The sequence below is a fragment of the Streptomyces sp. H51 genome (assembly GCF_035656535.1).
GTDB lineage: Bacteria > Actinomycetota > Actinomycetes > Streptomycetales > Streptomycetaceae > Streptomyces.
Genome location: NZ_JAYMHD010000076.1, coordinates 117,142 through 138,544, shown reverse-complemented (window position 1 = coordinate 138,544; position 21,403 = coordinate 117,142). Strand labels below are relative to the sequence as shown.

At 73.0% G+C, this 21,403-nt stretch carries 15 protein-coding genes; 5 read left to right on the top strand and 10 right to left on the bottom strand.

The features are described from left to right. Window positions 1–38 precede the first annotated feature (38 nt). The 5 genes from VKA29_RS28900 to VKA29_RS28880 form a co-directional block, all read right to left on the bottom strand. A complete protein-coding gene (locus tag VKA29_RS28900; RefSeq protein ID WP_324788938.1) occupies window positions 39–2,225 on the bottom strand; it encodes a glycosyl hydrolase family 95 catalytic domain-containing protein in 2,187 nt (728 codons plus the stop codon). After that, a complete protein-coding gene (locus VKA29_RS28895; protein WP_324788937.1) occupies window positions 2,222–4,213 on the bottom strand; it encodes a beta-galactosidase in 1,992 nt (663 codons plus the stop codon). Before VKA29_RS28895 ends, VKA29_RS28900 begins: the two co-directional genes overlap by 4 nt. A 159-nt stretch (window positions 4,214–4,372) precedes the next feature. Then, entirely contained in the window at window positions 4,373–5,299 is a 927-nt protein-coding gene (locus VKA29_RS28890; RefSeq protein WP_324788936.1) for a carbohydrate ABC transporter permease, read from the bottom strand. Then, entirely contained in the window at window positions 5,296–6,351 is a 1,056-nt protein-coding gene (locus VKA29_RS28885; RefSeq protein ID WP_324788935.1) for an ABC transporter permease, read from the bottom strand. Before VKA29_RS28885 ends, VKA29_RS28890 begins: the two co-directional genes overlap by 4 nt. Further along, on the bottom strand, window positions 6,351–8,030 hold the full coding sequence (locus tag VKA29_RS28880) for an extracellular solute-binding protein (protein WP_324788934.1): 1,680 nt from the start codon (window positions 8,028–8,030) through the stop codon (window positions 6,351–6,353). The genes VKA29_RS28885 and VKA29_RS28880 overlap by 1 nt, the downstream gene beginning before the upstream one ends. Before the next feature lie 381 nt (window positions 8,031–8,411). Here VKA29_RS28880 and VKA29_RS28875 point away from each other — a divergent pair, with 381 nt between their 5' ends. Beyond that, complete coding sequence (locus VKA29_RS28875) at window positions 8,412–11,285, top strand: glycoside hydrolase family 3 C-terminal domain-containing protein (RefSeq protein WP_324788933.1); 2,874 nt, start codon at window positions 8,412–8,414, stop codon at window positions 11,283–11,285. Between the two features lie 74 nt (window positions 11,286–11,359). Here VKA29_RS28875 and VKA29_RS28870 read toward each other — a convergent pair whose 3' ends face one another. The 3 genes from VKA29_RS28870 to VKA29_RS28860 all read right to left on the bottom strand — a co-directional run bounded on the left by VKA29_RS28870 (window position 11,360) and on the right by VKA29_RS28860 (window position 14,138). After that, the gene (locus VKA29_RS28870) at window positions 11,360–12,805 is read right to left on the bottom strand and encodes an aldehyde dehydrogenase family protein (RefSeq protein WP_324788932.1); all 1,446 of its coding nucleotides are present in this window, start codon (window positions 12,803–12,805) and stop codon (window positions 11,360–11,362) included. Between the two features lie 236 nt (window positions 12,806–13,041). Continuing rightward, window positions 13,042–13,227, bottom strand: coding sequence for a DUF397 domain-containing protein (locus VKA29_RS28865; RefSeq protein WP_324788931.1), 186 nt, complete (start codon window positions 13,225–13,227; stop codon window positions 13,042–13,044). Beyond that, window positions 13,224–14,138, bottom strand: coding sequence for a helix-turn-helix transcriptional regulator (locus tag VKA29_RS28860; RefSeq protein WP_324788930.1), 915 nt, complete (start codon window positions 14,136–14,138; stop codon window positions 13,224–13,226). Before VKA29_RS28860 ends, VKA29_RS28865 begins: the two co-directional genes overlap by 4 nt. A gap of 168 nt (window positions 14,139–14,306) precedes the next feature. On the opposite strand from VKA29_RS28860, the gene VKA29_RS28855 reads away from it, so the two are divergent. The 3 genes from VKA29_RS28855 to VKA29_RS28845 are packed head-to-tail and all read left to right on the top strand — an operon-like array spanning window position 14,307 to window position 15,472. Beyond that, window positions 14,307–14,786: an ATP-binding protein gene (locus tag VKA29_RS28855; RefSeq protein WP_324788929.1), complete on the top strand. Its 480-nt coding sequence runs from the start codon at window positions 14,307–14,309 to the stop codon at window positions 14,784–14,786. 3 nt (window positions 14,787–14,789) lie between these two features. Further along, window positions 14,790–15,047: a type II toxin-antitoxin system prevent-host-death family antitoxin gene (locus tag VKA29_RS28850; protein ID WP_324788928.1), complete on the top strand. Its 258-nt coding sequence runs from the start codon at window positions 14,790–14,792 to the stop codon at window positions 15,045–15,047. Further along, complete coding sequence (locus VKA29_RS28845) at window positions 15,044–15,472, top strand: PIN domain-containing protein (protein WP_324788927.1); 429 nt, start codon at window positions 15,044–15,046, stop codon at window positions 15,470–15,472. Before VKA29_RS28850 ends, VKA29_RS28845 begins: the two co-directional genes overlap by 4 nt. Window positions 15,473–15,567: 95 nt before the next feature. Here the strand turns inward: VKA29_RS28845 and VKA29_RS28840 are convergent, their stop codons facing one another. Continuing rightward, complete coding sequence (locus tag VKA29_RS28840; RefSeq protein WP_324788926.1) at window positions 15,568–17,226, bottom strand: PucR family transcriptional regulator; 1,659 nt, start codon at window positions 17,224–17,226, stop codon at window positions 15,568–15,570. 147 nt (window positions 17,227–17,373) lie between these two features. Beyond that, the gene (locus tag VKA29_RS28835; RefSeq protein ID WP_324788925.1) at window positions 17,374–19,500 is read right to left on the bottom strand and encodes an ATP-binding protein; all 2,127 of its coding nucleotides are present in this window, start codon (window positions 19,498–19,500) and stop codon (window positions 17,374–17,376) included. A 477-nt stretch (window positions 19,501–19,977) separates the two neighbouring features. On the opposite strand from VKA29_RS28835, the gene gabT reads away from it, so the two are divergent. Next, entirely contained in the window at window positions 19,978–21,312 is a 1,335-nt protein-coding gene (gabT, locus tag VKA29_RS28830) for a 4-aminobutyrate--2-oxoglutarate transaminase (protein ID WP_324788924.1), read from the top strand. The last annotated feature ends 91 nt before the right edge of the window (window positions 21,313–21,403 follow it).

Sequence of the window (21,403 nt, the reverse complement as noted above, 5' to 3'; positions counted from 1 at the left end):
CCCGACGCTCAACTGCTGCTGACGCTCTCGCTGGGGAGTCACCACGCCCTCAGGGTGAGGACGCGGTCCTCTCCGGCGACGAGATCGAGCGGCCGGCCGCCGGAGGGAGTCCGGAGTTCGACGCGGTGGGTGCGGCTCGGCCGCAGCACCGCGGTCACTTCGTGCGGGCTCCAGGTGAGGTCGAGTCCGGCGCCGAACCGGGTGCGGACGCCGCGCAGCCGGCCCGTCGGGTACGCCGCCGGAAGCGCCGGCAGCAGCACCAGCCGGTCGGGGGTGGACTGCACGAGCGTCTCGATGAGTACGGCGGGCAGGGTGTGCGCGGCGTCCGCGTTGTAGACGCGGCGGCGCGGATAGTGGGCGCTCATCAGCGACGCGTGGAAGAAGTCGCCGCCGAGGACCCGGCCCAGGGCGTGCGCGACGCGTTCGCCGTCGCGCAGCCGGGCGGCGACGAGGGCGTGGTGGAGGTGCCCGTGGGCGGAGTCGTTCTCGGCGCCGCGCAGTTCGAGGGCGCGGTGGGCGGCGGCCGCGAGTTCGGGGGTGTCGTAGGGGTTGATCTCGTCGAGCGGCCAGACGCCGTAGAGGTGGCTGAGGTGCCGGTGGTCGTAGGTGTCCTCCAGGCCGGGCCACGCCCACTCGGCGAGGGCGCCGTCGGCGTTGATCCGGTGCGGCGGCAGCCGGTCGGCGAGGGCCCGCCACCGCTCGGCGTGCCGGGGGTGGTAGTCGGCCGCGGTGCGCAGCGCGTGCCGGGCCGCCGAGAGGTCCATGGCCGCGTTCAGCGCGCCCCAGCTCCCGTTCGCGGGACGGTTCTCGGGCGAGTAGGAGGGGACGACGACCAGCCGGCCGTCCGGGCCGGTGCGGGTGAGGAAGTCCTCGTAGAACAGGGCGACCTGGGCGAGGACGGCGGCGGTGCGCGGATCGCGGGCGCCGCGGGTCTCGTCGTGGTGGACGAGCGGCGCGAGCAGCCAGTCGGCGCCGGCCGTCCACAGGTGCAGCGGGTACTCGCGGCTGAAGTGGTACGACAGCCCGGACTCACCGTCGCTGTGGGCGGGGGCGACAACTCCGCGGCAGCCGAAGACGCTCCGGGCGTTCTCGGCCCAGTCGGCCTGCTGACGGTCGATCAGGGTCGCGTGCGCCTCGGTGACCTCGGGGAGCGCGGCGGCGGCCGCCGAGGCGGTCTGGAGGTTGAGGTTGGCGTCGTTGGTGAAGGCGCCGGACCAGGCGGTGTCCCAGTCGCCGGTCCACAGGCCGGTCAGCCGCGGCGGGAAGAGGCCGCTGGCGGAGAGCAGATGGTAGCGCCCGGCGGCGAAGAGCCGCTCCAGCAGGGCGGGGCTGTCCGGGCGGGTCAGCAACTCCGATCCGGGCAGGGCGCGTTCGGCGGGGTCGGCGTCCAGGTCGAGGGTCACCCGGGCGTAGGCGGTGCGGTGCAGGACGGTGTGCCGCTGAAGGAGGCGGGCGCGGGAGTCCGCCTCCTCGGACAGCAGCGCGCGCAGGGCGTCGGCGAGGGCGGCCACGTCCGCTTCGGCGGTGTGCCGCACGACCCGGGTCAGCAGCAGCACCGACTCGGCGCCGGTGACCCGCAGGGCGGGTGGCGTGAGCGCCGTCCGGCCGCCGGTGACCGCGACCAGGGTGACGCCGGTGTAGGCGGTGTCGCCGCCGGGGTAGCGGACGCGCAGGGTGAGCAGGGCGCCCTCGGCGGTGAGGACCGTGCTCTCGCCGACGGCGAGCCCGAGCGGTGCGCCGGGGAGCCGGTGGTCGAGGGTGATCAGCAGCTCGGGGCCGGTGAGGTGCTGGACGATCACGTCGTCCGCGCGGGAGACGAACACCCGGCCCTCGGCGCCCTCGCAGCGCGTGGAGGCGACGCCGGTGGTGAAGTCGACCTCGCGGCGGTAGCGGCCGGCCGGGGTGTCCGGACGGCGGACGCGGATGTGGAAGGCCGGGTGGAAGGGCCGTACCCACTGCAGGCCGCGCCCGTCGGTGAAGTCCTCGGCCGCGTGCAGGTCGCCGTCGAGCAGCCGGTCCCGCAGGCCGGGCAGCCGGTCGGCCAGCTCGGGCGGGCGGGGCGGGGCGCCGTCGCCCGGGCGGACGAGGGTGTGGTGGGTGACGACGACCCGCTCGTCGTCCGGGGGCCCGGACACGAGGGCGCCGTGGCGGCCGTTGCCGCTGAGGAAGCCGTCCTCCCAGCGGGTGGCGGGCGCGGGTTCCCAGGTGCCGTGGACGACGCTCATGGCCGCAGCACCGCCACCCCGTACCGCTCCAGGGTGAGCCGGTCCGTGACGGTGGCCCGGGTCAGCAGGTCGTGGTGGGTGCCGGGCACCTCCACGGTCACCGGCTCGCGCCCGTGGTTGAGCACGAAGAGCAGCTCACCGCGGCGGACCGCCTCGACCTGGCCGGGCAGGCCGTCCAGGACCGGGCGGACGCCGGCCTCGGCCGCGATGCCGGTGAGGACGCGGCGCAGCGCCTCGGGCTCGGGCAGCGTGGAGAGGTACCAGGCGCGGCCGTTGCGCAGGACGGCGGGCCGGCCGTCGAGTTCGCCGCCCCGGTAGGCGGCCTCGACCGAGGCGTCCTCGGTCTCTTCGATCTCCTCCGACCACAGCGTGCCGGTGAAGTCGTCGGTCCGGACGGTCTCCCCCGCCTCCAGCGGCCACCACTCGTGCAGCGTGCGGATGCCGAACAGCTCGCGCAGCCGGGCGTCCATGCCGCCGGCCCGCACCCGGTCGTCCTGGTCCGCGACGCCGGTCAGGAAGCCGCTGACCAGGACGCCTCCGCCGCGCACGTGGGCGAGGAGGTTGTCGATCGCCGTGTCGGTGAGCGCGTACAGCTGGGGGACGACGACCATCCGGTAGGCGGAGAGGTCGTGCTCGGGGTGGGCGAAGTCGGTGGCGAGGCCGGCCTGCCACAGGGCGCGGTGCCAGGCGGTGAGCACGTCGGCGTGGTCGACGCGGGTGGAGAGGCGGCCCTCGTGCGCGCCGGCCCACCAGGAGTGCCAGTCGTGCAGGACGGCGACGTCGGCGGGGCTGTGCCGGCCCGCCACCTCGGCGCCGACCGCCGCCAGTTCCGCGCCGATCCGCTTGACCTCCTGGAAGGTCCGTCCTCGCTCTCCGGCGTGGCCGACCATCCCGGAGTGGAACTTCTCCGCGCCCTGCCGGGACTGGCGCCACTGGAAGTAGCAGACGGCGTCGGCGCCGCGGGCGACGGCCTGGAAGGACCACAGGCGGTTCAGGCCCTGCGGCTTGGGGTGGTTGACGCCGCGCCAGTTGACGGCGCCGGCCGCCTGCTCCATCAGCATCCACGGGCCGCGGGCCTGCGAGCGGGTCATGTCCTGTACGAGCGCGGCGTGCTGGGCGGCGAACGGGTCGCGCGGATCGGGGTAGAGGTCGACGGAGACGACGTCCTCCTCCTCGGCCCAGCGCCAGGCGTCCTGGCCGGCCCACAGCGGCATGAAGTTGGTGGTGACCGGGAGGTGCGGGGTGTGCCGGCGGACGATGTCGCGCTCGGCGGCGTAGCACTCCAGGAGCATGTCGGAGGTGAACCGCTTGAAGTCCAGCACCTGCGTCGGGTTCTTCAGGTAGTGGGTGCGGCGCGGCGGCAGGACTTCTTCCCAGTCGCCGTAGCCCTGGCTCCAGAAGGCGGTGCCCCAGGCGGTGTTGAGGGCGTCGAGGTCGCCGTACCTGCCGCGCAGCCAGGTGCGGAAGCGGGCGGCGGCCTCGTCGCCCCAGTCGTGGGTGCAGTACTCGTTGTTGATGTGCCACATGGTGAGCGCGGGGTGGCTCGCGTAGCGGGCGGCGAGGTCCTCGGTGACGGCGGCGGCGTGGCGCCGGTAGGCGGCGCTGGAGTGGGAGAAGTGCTGGCGGCCGCCCCACCACTCGGTGCGGCCGTCCTCGTCGCGGGGGAGGGTCTCGGGGTACAGGCGGCCGAGCCAGGGCGGGGGCGATGCGGTGGGGGTGGCGAGGACGACGCCGATGCCGCCCTCGTGCATCAGGTCCATGAGGCTGTCCAGCCAGCCGAACCGCCGCTCCCCCGGCCGGGGTTCGATCCTCGCCCAGGAGAAGACGCCGAGGGTGACGGAGTTGACGCCGGCGTCCCGCATGAGGCGGACGTCCTCGTGCCAGGTCTCCTCGGGCCACTGCTCGGGGTTGTAGTCGCCGCCGAAGAGGACGCGGCCGCGGGTGGCGTCGGCGAGGGTGGGCGTCGGCCGCCGGGGGGTGGATGACATGGGAGCCTCGCTGGGCGTGGTGGGTCGGCGGAGTGGTACGGGGGCGGTGCGCGCTCTTGCTCAGAGGGGTGCGCGCCCCCGCTCGGGGGCGCGGGGAACGGCCCGGGGCGCGGGGAACCGGTCCGGGCGGTGCGCCGCCCGGACCGGAGAGGGCGCGGTTCAGCCCTTGACCGCTCCGGTCAGCATGCCCTTCTTGAAGTGCCGCTGGACGAACGGGGACGCGACCGCGACCGGGATCAGGGCGAGCACCATGACGGCCATCTGCAGTCCGAGGGCGGAGAGTTGCCCGGTACGGACGGCCTGCTGGAGGCCGGTCGGCGCCTCGCTGTTCTTCTGGACCAGTTGGATGAGCACGTTCTGCAGCGGCATCATCTCCTGGTCGGACAGGTAGATGGAGGCGTTGAACCAGGCGCTCCAGTACCCGACGGCGTAGAACAGCGAGATGACGGCGAGCACCGCCCGCGACAGCGGCAGGATGACCGTGAGCAGGATGCGCAGGTCACTGGCGCCGTCGATGCGGGCCGACTCGGTGAGCTCCGGGGAGATCCCCATGAAGAAGGCACGCAGCACGAGGATGTTGAAGACGCTCACCGCGCTCGGCAGGATCAGCGACAGGTAGGTGTCGGTGAGTCCCAGCGACTGCACCAGCAGGTACGTCGGGATGAGGCCGGCCCCGAAGAACATGGTCGCCATCATGATCACCAGCAGTACCCGGTGGCCCAGGGTGCCCCGCCGGGACAGGCCGTAGGCCGCGAGCACCGACACCGTCATCGAGAACAGGGTGCCGACGAGCGTCACGCCGACCGAGACCATGATGGCCCGGCTGACCTGGCCGCCGCTGAGCAGTTCCGTGTAGTTGACGAAGGTGATGCCCTGCGGGATCACGACGAGACCGCCGACCCGGTCGATCACGGGCTTCGGGGACAGGCTGGTGACGATCACGATCCACAGCGGCCCGAGCACCCCCAGGCAGCACAGGGCGAGGAACGCGCCCTTCGCGGTGAGACCCGCCTTGCCGGGCGGCTCCTCCCACACGGGCCGGGACGGCGCCTCGAGGCTGCGGATGAGCCGGGTGTTCAGGCTCACTTCTGGTACACCCCCTGCTCGCCCAGCAGATGCGCGAACTTGTTCGCGGCCAGGACGAGACACAGTCCGATGGCTCCCTTGACGAGGCCCACCGCGGCCGCGTAGCTGAAGTCGCCGTTCTGGATGCCCATGTTCCACACGTAGGTGTCGAGGACCTCGCTGGCCCCCACGCCGACCGCGTCCCGCTGGAGCAGGAACTGCTCGAAGCCGACGCTCAGCGCGTCGCCCACCCGCAGGACCAGCAGCAGCGCGATCACCGGGCGCAGCGCGGGCAGCGTCACGTGCCACATGCGCCGCCGGCGCCCGGCGCCGTCCATGGCGGCGGCCTCGTACAGATCGGTGCTGACGGCGGCCAGCGCGGCGAGGAAGACGATGATCCCCCAGCCGGCGTCCTTCCACACGGCCTGCGCGGTGACCAGGTACTTGAACAGGCTCGCGTCGGTCATCAGGTCGAAGCCGCTCCACCCGTGGTCCTCGAGGGTCTGCGCGATGATGCCCGCGCCGCCGAAGATCTGCTGGAACACGGTGACCACGAGGACCCACGAGAAGAAGTGCGGCAGATACATGATCGCCTGCGCCACGGCCCTGACCCGGGGCCGGATCACGCTGTTGATGACCAGCGCGAGGGCGACCGGGACCGGGAAGAACAGCACCAGTTGGAGCACGAACAGGACGATGGTGTTCTTGACGGCGTCCCAGAACAACGGGTCGTCCAGCATCCGGGAGAACTGCTCCACGCCGACCCAGGGGCTGTGGAAGATCGCCGTGACGCCGTTGCTGGAGACGTACGGGTCGTAGTCCTGGAAGGCGACGACGTTGCCGAGCAGCGGAACGTAGTTGAAGAGCAGGAGCAGGACGATGACGGGCAGCGTCATCAGGACGAGCGCTCGGTCCCGGCGCCACCGGACCCGCCAGGGGATGCGGCCGGCCGTGCCCGCCTTGCGGTTCGGCACCCGCCCCTGCGCCGCGGCCGTGCCGTCCGCGGCCGTCGGTTCCTCGACGGCGGCGGGGGGACGAGTCCCGTCGGGCCTGCTCCCGGCCGTGAGAGACATCAGTTGGCGCTGCCGTTCTTGTCGATGAGCTGCTTGTACCAGTCGCGCAGCTTCTCGCCGCCGGAGGACTTCCAGGTGGAGATGGCGGCCTGCACGTCGGACAGCTTCTTGTTGCCGCGCACGTAGTCGATCTCCATCTGCTCGAACTGGCTGGAGAGGTTGGCGTAGCGGGTCGGCTCGACGATGTTCATGCCGTACGTGGACGACTTCTTCATGAAGGCGCCCATCCGCTGCTCCCACTCCACCTGCCTGCGCGCGATGTCGGGGTAGTCGGGGTGGGCGAAGTAGGGAGCCGGGGCCGCCAGCATCACCCAGGCGTTGATCACCTCGCTGTTGCCCTGGTCGGTCTTGACCGGGACACCGTCCTTGACGGTGTAGTGGGTGCCCTCGACGCCGTAGTCGACGAGCATCCGCTCCTTGGTGCCGTAGGGGGCGGCCGAGAAGTTCGCCGCGGCCAGCGCGTTCTCCACCGTCGTCTTCGAGGCGCCCTTGCGGATCAGCGACCAGATGGTGGCGGGCTGGGAGGCCCACAGCTTCGGGTCGCCGCCGTCGGCGCCGAAGATGTCCATGCCCTCGATCCGGAAGTCCGGGTCGGCCTTGGCCTGTTCGGCGGTCTTCCCGTACCAGGCGGAGGTGTCGTTGTTGAACACCAGGATCTGCCCGGCGGTGAACCGCTGGCCGGCGTCGCCCGAGCGCGCCTTGTCGTCGGGGTGCACCACGCCCGCGTCGAACAGCTTGCGGGTCCACTCCAGGGCCTCGAGGTACTCGGGCTGCTCGATGCGGTACGTCAGCTTGCCGTCGGACCCGATGTTCCAGCCGAGCGGGCCGGAGGAGCGCACGCCGAAGATGTTGAAGGCGGTCCAGGACATGTCGCCGCAGGCGTACACCTTGGCCTTGGCGCTGGTGGCGTCCTTGGCCCAGCTGAGGAACTCGTCGGGCGACGTGGGTACGGACCAGCCCTTCTTGTCGAAGATGTCCTTGCGGTAGTAGGGCACGATGAAGGTCGCGGCGGCGGAGGGCATCGGGATGCCGCGCAGCGCGCCGCCGAAGATGCCCATGCGCCAGGCGTCGGAGGGGATCGCGGCCAGGTTCGGGTACTTCTTGACCTTGTCGCCCGCGAGGTAGGGGCCGAGGTCCATGAACTTCGCGGTGACCGCGTTCGAGATCTTGCCGACCAGTTCCCAGCTCGGCACGACGACCATGTCGGGTATGGAACTGGAGGCGAGGACCGCGCCGAGCTTCTGGCCGTAGGTGTTGCCGTCCTGGTTCTGCCAGGTGACCTTGGTGCCCGCGGCGGAGTCGAGCGCCTTGTAGTAGGCGCAGTCGCCCTTGGGCGGAGAGCCCCAGAAGGGGGACATGATCTTGATGGGGGCCCCGGTGCCGAGCTTGTCCGGGGCCGAGGTCTCCAGGGCCGAGAGGTCGACCTTGCCGGTGTAGCCGGCTGCCGAACCGTTCTTCGAGGGCAGGTCCGGCTCGGCGAGCGTGGCGGCGACGTACGCGGGCAGCAGCTTGTCCGCCGCCTTGCCCGACGTGGTGCCCTCGCGTGACCCGCTGTCCGACCCCCCGCAGGCGGCGAGCAGCGGCATCCCGCCCGCCACCGCTGCGGTGGCGACCGCCGTGGAGGCGAGGAAGCTTCTCCGGCTGGGCCCGGAGGGGGCGGAAGCGGTGTTCGGCGTCATTGCGTCAACCCTTCATGGCGCACCAGGACACCCGGCGGTGGCCGTCGGCTGTGGTGTCTCGAGTGGAACTGGCTGAGCCGAAGCGGGCCGCAGTCCCGTCGTCGGAGGGCTGGGCACCGTCCCGGTGTGGCCCCCTTCGGATCGAAACAGTCGAAGCGCTTCGATGTTGCTGCGAGGTTAAGTGAACGACAGAGGGTGCACAAGAGTCGATCCCGAGATTCCTCGGATGTATCCGGCAACCGCTCACACGCTTACGCTGCTTGGAATCGCACCCGGGAGCCGGATCTGCCGCCGCGGGCCGTCTTGACACCCACCCGGTGGTCAACCAGCATCGAAGCGCTTCGAAAGCGTCTCGCCGCTCCATCGCAAGGGGATCCACACGTGACCGCTCACCCGCCGCCCGTACCGCCGTTCCGCGATCCGCAGTTGCCGTTCGCGAAGCGCATCGACGACCTGTTGCAGCGGCTCTCGCTCGACGAGAAGGTCGCCTTCCTGCACCAGTTCGCGCCCGCCGTCGACCGCCTGGGCGTCGCGGCGTTCCGCACTGGGCAGGAGGCCCTGCACGGCGTGGCCTGGATGGGCCCGGCGACGGTGTTCCCGCAGGCCGTCGGCCTCGGCGCGACCTGGAACCCCGGACTGGTGCGGCGGATCGGCGAGGCGGTGTCCCAGGAGGTCCGCGCGATGCGCGCCCGCGACGACCGCGTCGGCCTCAACGTCTGGGCGCCCACCGTGAACCTGCTGCGCCATCCCCTGTGGGGCCGCAACGAGGAGGGCTACTCCGAGGACCCGAGACTGACGTCCGCCATAGCCACCGCGTACACCCGCGGCCTGCGCGGCGACCATCCGACGTACTGGCGCACCGCGCCGGTCCTCAAGCACTGGCTGGCGCACAACAACGAGACCGGCCGGGACGTCACGTCGTCCTCCGTCCGCCCGCGCGTGCTGCACGAGTACGACCTGCGCGCCTTCCGCGAGACGGTCGAGGCGGGCGCTGTCTCCGGGGTGATGCCGGCCTACAACCTGGTCAACGGCCGACCCAACCACGTCTCCCCCCATCTGAGCGAACACCTGCGCCGCTGGACGGACGAGGAGCTGCTGGTCTGCTCGGACGCGGGCGCGCCCTCCAACCTGGTCGACTCCGAGCACTACTTCGACACGCACGAGGAGGCCACCGCCGCCGCCCTGCTGGCCGGCGTCGACAGCTTCACCGACCACGGCACGGACGGCTCGAAGATCACCGCCCGCGTGCACGGCGCCCTCGCCCGCGGCCTGCTGACGGAGGCCGACGTCGACACGGCCGTACGCCGCCAGCTCGCGGTCCGCTTCCGCCTGGGCGAGTTCGACCCCGAGCAGGACCCGCACGCCGGCGCCGCCGACTTCGACACCCCGGCCCACCGGGCGCTCGCCCAGGAGGCCGCCGAGCAGGCGATCGTGCTGCTGCGGAACGACGGACTGCTGCCGCTCCCGGCCGGCGCCCGCGTCGCCGTCGTCGGCCTGCTCGCCGACGAGTGCAAGCTCGACTGGTACAGCGGCACGCTGATCCACCGCTCCACCCCGCTGGAGGGCCTGTACGAGCGGCTCGGCGCCCAGCGCGTGGAGTACGCGGAGGGCGTGGACCGGATCCGCCTGAAGACCTCGGCGGGCGCCTTCCTGAGCGTCCCCGAGGCCGACGCCGACGACGAGGTGCGCGGCGCCGAGGGAGCGCTGGACCCCGCCCGGCTCGCGGGCCGCACCGACCTGCCGCCGCTCACCACCGACGCCACCGGCACGGAACTCGCGCTGGCCGACTGGGGCGAGGGCTTGCTGACCCTGCGCGCCCCCGACGGCCGCTACCTCTCCGTCGCCGGCGACGGCTACCTGCGCGCCTCCGCCGACCAGCCGGGCGGCTGGGTCGTGCAGGAGACGTTCCGGCTCGAACCGCACGGCAGCGGGCACCTCCTGAGGCACATCGGCACGGGTCGCCACGTCTCCGTCACCGCCGACGGCGTGAAGGTCGCCGACGCGGACCAGGAGAACCCGGAGCTCCCGGAGGTCTTCGAACCGGTCGTGGTCGAGCGCGGCGAGGACGCGGTGGCCGCCGCGGCGGCCCGGGCCGACGTGGTCGTGGTGGTCGCGGGCAACGACCCGCACATCAACGGCCGCGAGACCGAGGACCGCACGACCCTGCGCCTGCCCCTCCACCAGGAGCGCCTGCTGCGGGCCGCCCGCACCGCGAACGAGCGCACGGTGCTGGCCCTGGTCTCGGCGTACCCGTACGCGTTCCAGGCCGCCGGCCTGCCCGCGGTGCTGTGGACGGCGCACGGCGGCCAGGCCGCGGGCACCGCGCTGGCCCGGGTCCTGGCCGGCGACGTCTCACCGGCCGGCCGGCTCCCGCAGACCTGGTACGAGGACGACGCCGACCTGCCCGACCTGCTCGACTACGACGTCGTCGGCGCCCGGCAGACGTACCTGTACTTCGAGGGGACCCCGCTGTTCCCGTTCGGGCACGGCCTGTCGTACGCCTCCTTCGGCTACGCCGACCTGGCGGTCCGGACCGACGCCGATGCGGTGCGCGTCACCTTCACGGTCACCAACACCGGTGACGTCACGGCCGACGAGGTGGCCCAGCTGTACACCCGCGCGGCCCACCCGTCGGTGCCGCGCCCGCGCCGCGAACTGGCCGCACACCGCCGGATCACGCTCGCACCGGGCGAGCGGACCGAGCTGACCTTCGAAGTCCCCGTGCGTGCCTTCGAGTTCTGGGACGTGGCGCAGGGCAGGTGGCGCCTGGAACCGGGCGCCTACGACCTGCTCGCCGGCGCCTCCAGCGAGGACATCCGCCTGCGCACGACGGTCACCCTGGACGGCGAGCCCGGCGCCCCGCGCCCGGTCCGCGAACGCGGCCTGGCGGCAGCCGACTTCGACGAGCAGAGCGGCGTCGAGATCGTCGACCGGGCGAAGACCTCCGGCGAGGCGGTGACCCCCGCCCGGCACACCGAGGACGCCACGGGCGAACTGATCTACCGCGCCTGCGACTTCGGCGACGGCGGCATCGCGGTGGTGACCGCCGACCTGGCGGGCGAGGGCACCCTCGAATTCTCCCTGGACGGCGGCCCGGCACTCGCCCGACTGGCCCTGGGCACGCCCACGCAGAGCCCGTACGACTACGTCCCGGTCGGCGCGGAGATCGCCGCCGAAGGAGTACAGGGCGTGCACGACGTGCACATCAGGCTGCGCGGCCCGCTGCGGCTCGCGCACGTCGGCTTCTCCGGTTGAGGGTCCGGAACAGACGGGAAGGGGCCCGGCACCGGTGTTTCCGGTGCCGGGCCCCTTCGGGGTCGTCGGACGGATCAGAGGGCGAGACCGGTGAGCACCAGCACCCGCTCGTAGGTGTAGTCGTCCATCGCGTACTTCACGCCCTCGCGGCCCACACCGGACTGCTTGGCGCCGCCGTACGGCATCTGGTCGGCGCGGTAGGACGGCACGTCGCCGATGACGACACCGCCGACCTCCAGGGCCCGGTGGGCACGGAAGGCGACCTGGACGTCGTGCGTGAACACGCCCGCCTGAAGGCCGTACTTGGAGTCGTTGACGGCGGCGAACGCCTCCGCCTCCCCGTCCACCTTGCGCACGGTGAGGACCGGCCCGAAGACCTCCTCGCAGGAGATCGTCACGTCGGCCGGCACGTCGGCGAGGACGGTCGGCGCGTAGGAGGCGCCGTCGCGCTTGCCGCCGGTGAGCAGCTGCGCCCCCGCGGCGACGGCCTCGTCCACCCAGGACTCGACGCGCTTGGCCGCGTCCTCGCTGACGAGCGGGCCGACGTCCGTCTTGTCGTCGCTCGGGTCGCCGGTGACCTGCGCCTCGACGGCGGCCACGATGCGCGGCAGCAGCCGGTCGTACACCGAGGCGTCGGCGAGCACCCGCTGCACGGAGATGCAGGACTGGCCGCCCTGGTAGTTGGAGAAGGTGGCGATGCGGTTCGCGGCCCAGTCGAGGTCGGCGTCGCTCGCCCAGTCGGCCAGCACCACGGCCGCGCCGTTGCCGCCCAGCTCCAGGGTGCAGTGCTTGCGCGGCACCGAGTCCATGATCGCGTAGCCGACCTTCTCGGAACCCGTGAAGGAGATCACCGGCAGGCGCGGGTCCTGGACCAGGGCGGGCATGCGGTCGTTGGCGACCGGCAGGATGCTCCACGACCCGGCCGGCAGGTCCGTCTCGGCGAGCAGCTCGCCGAGGACCAGCGCGGACAGCGGGGTGGCGGGCGCCGGCTTGAGGATCATCGGCGCGCCGGCCGCGATCGCCGGGGCGATCTTGTGGGCGCACAGGTTCAGCGGGAAGTTGAAGGGCGCGATGCCGAGGACGACGCCCCTCGGGAAGCGGCGGGTGAGGGCGAGCCGGCCCTGGCCGCCCGCGTCGGTGTCCAGCCGCTGGGCCTCGCCGCCGTTGAAGCGGCGGGCCTCCTCGGCGGCGAACCGGAACACCGACACCGCGCGGCCGACCTCGCCGCGGGCCCACTTGATCGGCTTGCCGTTCTCGGCGGAGATGAGCTGCGCGATCTCCTCGGTGCGCTCGACGAGCCGCCGGCTGACGTGGTCGAGGGCGGCGGCGCGGGCGTGGGCCGGGGTGGCGGCGAACTCGTCCCGTACGGCGTACGCGGCGGCCACGGCCTCCTCGACCTGCGCGTCGGTCGGCACGCTCGCCTTGCCGACGACCCGGCCGTCCCAGGGCGAGGTGACGTCGAAGCTGTCCTCGCCGGTGACCTGGCGGCCGGCGAGCCAGAAGGCGTGGGTGGAAGTCATTGTCGAGTCCCGGCCCTTCCGCGTTGGGGATGTGTGCATGGCTTTCGGGACCACGGTAGGGGCGGGCGGGGCCGCTGGCGTTTGTCCGGGGCGGAGAAGTGGGGGCGGGGGGTGCGCCGGATTGTCCTAGGCGGGGGCCTGTCGGCCTGCCAGCAGGCTGGTGCCAGGTGTGACCGGTGTGCTGGCGGACCGGGCAGCACCGCTCCCACAGAACACCGTTCAGGAGCCCGCGCCGCTCACGCCTCCGTCACGAACCCCACGAATCGCGACCACTCAGCACGGCCGACGGCGAAGTGAGGGCGTGCCGTGTCCTTGGAGTCCCGTACGCATATGGCCTGCTCGGTGACGGCGATCTCGATGCAGCTGTCACCAGAGCTACCGCTGTAGCTGGACTTGAACCAGGCGAGTTCCGTCGTGCTCATAGCTCTCCTCGGAGTCGCTCCAGGAGGCCCCGCGAGTCTTGGGGGGTCAGGGCCTGCGAGCGCAGTGTGTCATAGCGCTGGTAGAGGAGGCGTACCTCTTTCCGGTCGGAGATCAGCCGACCGTTCTCCTGCCCTTCGGAGTACGCCAGCCGTCGGCCTTCCGCCGTCTCGAGGAGCTGTACCGGGCCATCCATGCAGGCGTGGAACTCGGCCTCCGTCGGCATGATCTGCAACGTCACGTGACGGGGTGCCGTCAGCTTCAACACATGATCCAACTGGCCCAGCAGCACTTCGCGACCACCCAGCCTGCGCCGGAAGACAGCCTCCTCCACGATGAAGTGGTACAGCACCGTCGACCGCTCGCTCAGCGCCATCTGCCGCTCCAGCCGCGCCTCGACCTGGGCCTCCAGCCGCTCGTCCGTCAGCAGGGGAAGCCGGTTCTCGAAGAGGGCCCGGGCATACCCCTCCGACTGCAACAGGCCCGGCACCAGCCTGCATTCGTACGTGCACAGGCTCACCGCCACGCGCTCCAGCCGAGCCCACTCCCGGAACCACGCCGCAAGCCCCACATCACCCCGCCCCCGCGTGACGTACTTCGACGACTTCAGCAGCGCCCCGGTGCTCCCCAGCACCTCGTCGGCGCGCTGGACGAACGCCGCGTCGGGCATCCTGCGCCCCCGCTCCACCGACTCCACGGTGTGCTTGGAGAAGCGCACCAGGTCCGCGAACTCGGCTCTGCTGTACCCCGCGTGCTCGCGCAGCGCCTGCTGGAAGGCGCCCCAGGTGCGCAGGCTGTCCGAGGGATCGGGCTCACGGTCCGTCTCGCAGTCGGCCGGGCCGCCGACGTGACCGTCGCCGCTGCCCTGGCCGCCACTGTGGCCGTTGCCTACGCTGCCGATGCCGCTCGTCATACGCGGCCACCTCCGATTCCGTGCACCCGCTGTCCGTCGCCCCGCGCGCGACGACACCCAGAGTGACGGACGAAGCGGCGTACCGTCCACAGAATGTGTCCGTACGCTGACTCAACGTACGGACCAGCCCACTGGAAAGCGCCCCTGCGCGCCGGTCACCGTGGCCCCATGAGCACAACCGCACCCCAATTCACCGCAACCGTACGCACGTTCGCCCAGCTCCTGTCGTCCACGCGCCGCGGAGCCCGCCTCGCCCGCCTGCTCGCCGCCGAACAGCTCCGCGCCTGGGAGGTGTCACCCGGCGTCACCGAGCGTGCCGAGCAGATCATCGCGGAACTCGCGGCCAACGCCGCCCTGCACGGCAACGTCCGGGGCCGCGACTTCCGGCTCACCCTCGCCCTCGACACCGGAACCGGCGTCCTCCGCATCGCCGTCACCGACGCACGCGGAGACCAACTCCCGTCGCCGTGCGCCAACTTCGGGGACTCGCCGGACGGCGAGTCCGGCCGCGGCCTGCTCCTGGTCACCGCCCTCGCCGACCGCTGGGGCGTCGAACCGTACCCGCCCGGCGGCAAGACGGTCTGGGCGGAATGCGCCTCCAAGGCCCCGGCCTCATCACCGGCACGCTCTCCATGTACTACCGTGTAGTACATGGAGACGACCGCCCGCGAGTTCAACCAGAACGCCTCGAAGATCCTCGCCGCAGCAGAGCGCGGCGAACGCATCACGGTGACCAAGAACGGCCGGCCAGTCGCCATACTCTCTCCGGTGAGCGAGGCGGAGGCCTCGGTTTCCGCGTATCCGACCGACCCGATGGGCGAGGACGACGAGGGTCCCGTGTTCCACAGCGGGACGCCCGTGGACTGGTCGGCGGGCCGCGGCGACTACCTGGAGGGGTTCGGGGCGTGACCGTACTGATCGCCGACACGTCGGGGCTTTTCGCCTACTACGACGGAACCGACCCGGAGCACAAGGCGTGCCGCGCGGCGGTGGCGTCCGCCGCCCACCTGGTGATCACGCCCCTGGTGCTGGCCGAGCTCGACTACCTGCTGACCGCGCGGGTCGGCCCGGATGCCGCACACGCGGCGCTCACCCACGTCCGTGACCGCGTCGCCGTACGACGGTACGCGGTGCCCGAGGTCGAACCGCATCTGTCGACGGCGTTGGTGACGATGCGCCGCTATCCGCAGATCGGTCTTACGGACACCATGAACGTCGTCGTGGCTGCCGAATACCGAACAGACGCCGTTCTGACCCTGGACCGCCGCCATTTCCGCACAGTGCGCCCACTCACAGGCCACACCGCCTTCCGCCTCTGGCCCGACGACCAGTGACCATCGAGCAGATGACGATCACCGTCGAGCCTGGCAACGAGTTGCTCGCCTCGGTCACGCGCACAGCTCTCTGCAGCCGTCCGCCGCACGGCCCCTCACTCCCCCGACGTCGCCTTCAGCGCCAGCCACAGCTCCATCCGGACGTCCGGGTCGTCCAGGCTGCGGCCGAGGATCTCCTCCACCCGGCGCATGCGGTAGCGGAGGGTGTGGCGGTGGACGCCGAGGTCGGCGGCCGCCGCGTCCCACTGGCCGTGGCGGGAGAGCCAGGCGCGCAGGGAGGCCACCAGGTCGCCGCGGCCGGTCGCGTCGTGGTCGCGCAGGGCGCGCAGCAGGCCGTCGGCGAACGCCTGCACCGCGTCGTCGGCCAGCAGCGGCAGCATCGAACCGGCCGCCAGCTGCTCGTGCTCCACGCACACCCGGCCCCGGCGCCGCGCCACCGACAGCGCCTGCTCGGCCTGCTTGTACGCCGCCGTGGCCGCGGTCGGTCCGGCCGGGGCCGACAGGCCCACGATCAGTTCGGGCACGTCGGCCGCCCGGTCCCCCGTTCCCGCCGCCCGTTCGCGCGCCGTCTCCAGCGCCGCCGCGTACCGGCCGCAGGCGGCGACCGCCGCGCCGCCGTCCGCGGCCAGCACCACCAGCCGCTCCCCCTCGGGCACGACCAGCACGGCCTCCCCGGCGCGGGCCGCCGCCGACTCCACGGCCTCGGCGAGCGCGGCCGGCGGGTCGCCGTCCGTGCCGTCCGCGGTCGCGGCGCCCCGGGCGGCCGGTGTACGGGCGGCCGGGGCGCCGGCCGTCCGCGCGGCCGACGCGGCGGCACACTCGGCGACGATGATCCGGAACGGGGCGTCCAGCAGCCCGCCGTACAGGTCGCCGGCGACGGTGCGCGCGTGCTCGGACTCCCCGGCCAGCAGCATGCTGAGCACCGCCGCGCCGATGCGCTGTTCGGCGGCGTGCAGGGAGCGGGAGCGCTCCGTGGTCAGGGTCAGCAGCGCGATCGCCGAGTGGACGGCGTACCGCTCGGCGGTGCCGGGGGCGGCGGCGGTGCCCACCGCCAGCGCGGCCCGGGGGCGCCGCCCGGTGCCCAGGGAGTGCAGTTCGACGCGGTCCTCGTGGTCCGGTCCGCCCACCACCGAGGACGCGGGCGCCGGCCGCTCCCGCAGCCGTTCCACGTCCGTCCTGAGCCGCGCCGCCCTGCGGCCCGCCCACTCCGGTGCGGCGGCCACGACGGCGCCCGAGGCGTCGTACAGCGCCGCCCAGCCGTCGACCTGCGCGGCGAGCGCGGCGAGCAGTCCCTCCGGGCCGTCCGTCAGGGCCTGCTTCGTCAGCTCGCGCTGCGCGGCGAACCCGGCCGTCACCGCCCGGTACTGCTCGGCCGCGATCGCCGCGGAGACGGCCTTGCTGATGGCGATGAAGGGCGTGCGGCGCGGCACCTCCAGCAGCGGCAGCCCCTCCGCCCGCGCCGCGTCGACGAGGGCCTCGGGGATCTCGTCGTAGTTGACGCCGACGGCGAAGCCGAGGCCCACGACGCCGGCTCCGGCCAGCCGCCGCACGTACCGCCGCATCGCCTCGTGGTCCTCGGCGTCCAGTTTCAGCGCGGTGATCAGCAGCAGTTCCCCGCCCTCCATGTACGGGACGGGGTCGGCGAGTTCGCTGACGTGCGCCCAGCGGACGGGCACGTCCAGGCGGTCCTCGCCCGCGCGCACGGTCAGCTTCAGCGCCGAGTGGTGGACGAGCGAGGCGAGCGTCGGGGGCATGGGGCCCTTCAGGGTCGGGGAGGGCGGCGCGATGCGGGTGATCACTTGGCCGTCGCGTATGAACGGCCTGTACCGATTCTGCCTCACCGTACGGTCGGCCGGCCGCCCCGTTCGCACGGTCGACCGGCCTCACCGCACGGCCGGAACTCAGCCCCGCAGATCCACCAGCAGCGGCGGCGCGTGCTCGCCCTTGACCGTGGTCAGCGACAGCACCGCGTGCCCCGGCGGGACCCCGTGCGCGAGTTCGGACGCCGACCACCGCTCCCGCTCCACCTGGCGCACGGTCACGGCCCGCGCCGTGGGCGCCTTGCCGGTGATCACCCGGCGCAGCACGTGCACCGCCTTGCCGGCCGGGGTCTCGGCGATGATCTGCCGGTCGGTGACGTCGCGGGTCTCGGTCCACTCCTTGCCCCAGACCTCGGCGAAGTCCTGCCCGTCCCAGGGGGTCAGCCCGGACAGCGCCATCCGGCAGCCGGTCGCGCCGAGCAGCGGCCCGCGCAGCAGCCGCGGTACGTCGTCCAGCGTGCGCAGGGTCAGCACGACGCCCGCGTTCGCCGACCGCAGCCGCTGGATGCCGCGCACCGCCTCGGGGGTCACCACGCCCGCCGCGTCGTCCAGCAGCAGGCAGGCGAACAGCGACCGGTCCTCCCGCACCGCGACGCTCGCCGTGAACTGCGCGAGCACCAGCCGCGCCAGCATCCGGGAGGCGTCGGCGTGCCCGCGCTCGGGCAGGTCGATGCGCACCCGCACCGGGTGGTCGAGGGCCTTGAGGGAGAACGGCCGGGACCGCCCGGAGGTGTCGAAGAACCCGGCGAAGGCGGGCCGGTCGAGCAGCGCGACCCGGTCGGCGAGGACGCCGGCCACGTCGCCCGGGTGCCCCGCCTGCCGCTCCCGCGCGTCCAGTTCGCGCAGCAGCGAGTCCTGCCCGGACGCCACCAGCGCGGTGCGCAGCGCGCCCAGCGGTCCGGGGGCCGCGTCGAGCAGCTGCCGCAGCTCCGGTACGGAGGGGAAGCGGCCGTGGACGGCCCGGAACGGCCCGAGCAACTGCGCCAGCACGGTCGTGGAGCGGCGGCTGTCGCTGCCGGGGTGCGGGTCGGCGAGGTCTCCGACGAGCGCCTCGGCGAGCACCGCGGCGGCCTCGTCGGGGTCGGTGGTCCCGCCGTACAGGTCGAGGTCGTGGACGGAGTCGGGCTGACCGACGCGTACGACGACGTCGTAGGCCTCGGCCGGTCCGAGGCCCGCGCCCGCGGCGCCGACCACGACGACGGCGGCCCGTCCGGCGAGCGCGTGCAGGCTCAGCGACTCGGCGAGCGGCCGCACCACGGTGCCGGTCTTGCCGGAGCCGGCCGGACCGACCGCGAGCAGGGAGGTGCCGAGCAGGTCGGGGCCGAGGCCGAGGCCGGCCCCGCGGTAGGCGTAGGGGTTGCGGGGGTCGTCGGCGGCGGCGCCGAGCCGCACCTGCCCGGTCAGCAGGTCGTGCCGGGCGAGCCGGGCGGGCAGGTCGCGTTCCCCGGAGGGGTGCAGGCAGGCGGCGGCGCCCTCCTGGAGCACCGCGCCGGTGAACGCGGCGAGGCTGTGCCGGCCGCTGCGCACGCCCTGCCAGGCGCGGGTGATGCGGGCGTGGTCGATGTCCCGCATCAGGCCCGCCCTGGCCTCCGCGGCGAGCCGCTCGGCGGCGTCGACGGCTCCGACGGCACGCAGCTGGGGCCACTCGGCGGGGTCCTGCTCGGGGACGGGCGGGCGCTCGGTGCACGGGGCGGCGGCCGGGCGCCAGGCGGGCGGTCCGTAACGGCGCCAGATCTCGCCCCAGCGGCCGAGGCGGCCCACGCCGACCATGATGACCAGGGCGATGAGCACGTAGTAGGCGTAGACGACCACGACCGAGGCGAAGCTGTGCGGCTGAGCCCAGGAGTCCGGGATCATCGCCCAGAGCGGCAGCAGCCACCAGTCGCCGAGATAGCCGTTCCACAGCAGGGACCAGACCAGCCAGCCGACGAGGAAGGCGATCAGTGCCCCGCTCAGCAGCTGGCGTGCGGGGGTGGTCTCCGGTTCCTCCTGCGGCCGCGGCCGGTGCCCGAACCGCCACACCCCGGGCGGCGCCTCCGGCCGCGGGGCCCGCAGCCAGGCCAGGAACGCCTGCCCGTCCGGCCGCGGCGGCATGCCCGGCGCCGCGGGAGGCCGCGGCGGCATCGCCGGAATCTCCGGCGGACCTGCCGGGCGCGGCACCGGGTTCGCATGCGTGCCCCGTGCGTCCTGCGTCCCGTCGCTGTCCATCGCCCTCGCTCCCCGACCAGCCGTTTGGTGCTCCATCAGCGGTCAATCTAACGCCCCGGCAAGGGGAGTTCACCGATTGCGCGGCCGAGGGGACCGGCCGGTTCCGGACCGGGCCGTGCGCGCGGGTGTGCCCGGCCGTGCGCGTGTGCGTGCGCGGGGCGTGCGCGGGCGCCGCGGGCGGGTACACGGGGGCCGTCGGATGACCACCGGCGGCGCGCCACCCCGCCGTCGCGACAACCGCTCACTTCGCCGCCGCAACAACCGCTCACCTCGCCGTCGCGACGGCCGCTCACCATCACCCTCCGCTACGGCCACTCGCCACCGGCGGCTCGCCGTCCGCTCTCCGCCCTCCGCTATGGCCACCGCGGACAATCCGCCGTCCCGACAACGCCCACATGGAGCATGCCCACCCCCCGCTCCCCGTCCTAGCCTGCGAGGAAAGAGTTCGTAAGGCCGTAAAACCCCACAGGAGCCCCCATGAGCGCACTTCCGCAGGAGCGCCGCCTCGTCACCGCCGTCCCCGGTCCGAAGTCGCAGGAACTGCAGGCCCGCCGGGTCGCCGCGGTGGCGCAGGGCGTGGGCTCCACGCTGCCCGTCTTCGCCGCGCGGGCCGACGGCGGCATCATCGAGGACGTCGACGGCAACCGGTTCATCGACTTCGGCTCCGGCATCGCGGTGACGACCGTCGGCGCCTCCGCCGAGGCCGTCGTACGCCGGGCGTCCGCGCAGCTCGCCGACTTCACCCACACCTGTTTCATGGTCACCCCGTACGAGGGCTACGTGGCGGTCGCCGAGGCGCTCGCCGAGCTCACGCCGGGTGACCACGCCAAGAAGTCCGCCCTGTTCAACTCCGGCGCCGAGGCCGTCGAGAACGCGGTGAAGATCGCGCGTGCGTACACCAAGCGCCCGGCGGTCGTCGTCTTCGACCACGGCTACCACGGCCGGACCAACCTGACGATGGCGCTGACGGCGAAGAACATGCCGTACAAGCAGGGCTTCGGCCCGTTCGCGCCCGAGGTCTACCGCGTGCCGGTCGCCTACGCCTACCGCTGGCCGACCGGTCCGCAGAACGCCGGCCCCGAGGCCGCCGCGCAGGCCATCGACCAGATCACCAAGCAGATCGGCGCGCACAACGTCGCCGCGATCATCATCGAGCCGGTGCTCGGCGAGGGCGGCTTCATCGAGCCGGCCAAGGGCTTCCTGCCCGCGATCCGCCAGTTCGCCTCGGACAACGGCATCGTCTTCGTCGCCGACGAGATCCAGTCCGGCTTCTGCCGCACCGGCCAGTGGTTCGCCTGCGAGGACGAGGGCATCGTCCCCGACCTGATCACGACGGCCAAGGGCATCGCGGGCGGTCTGCCGCTCTCCGCCGTGACCGGCCGCGCCGAGATCATGGACGCCGCGCACGCGGGCGGCCTCGGCGGCACCTACGGCGGCAACCCCGTCGCGTGCGCCGGCGCGATCGGCGCCATCGAGACGATGAAGGAGCTGGACCTCAACGCCAAGGCGAAGAACATCGAGGCGATCATGAAGGGCCGCCTCACCGCCATGGCCGAGAAGTTCGACATCATCGGCGACGTCCGGGGCCGCGGCGCGATGATCGCCGTCGAGCTGGTCAAGGACCGCGCGACCAAGGAGCCGAACCCCGAGGCGGCCGGCGCGCTCGCCAAGGCCTGCCACGCCGAGGGCCTGCTCGTCCTCACCTGTGGCACCTACGGCAACGTGCTGCGCTTCCTGCCCCCGCTGGTGATCGGCGAGGACCTGCTGAACGAGGGCCTCGACATCATCGAGCAGGCTCTCGCGGGCGTCTGAGAGCGGGCTCTTCCGGGTTCCTGGGAGCCTGTTCTCAGGAACCCGGAAGCAGGTTCTCGCGGGCATCTGAGCGCCCGTCCGCACAGCTGAT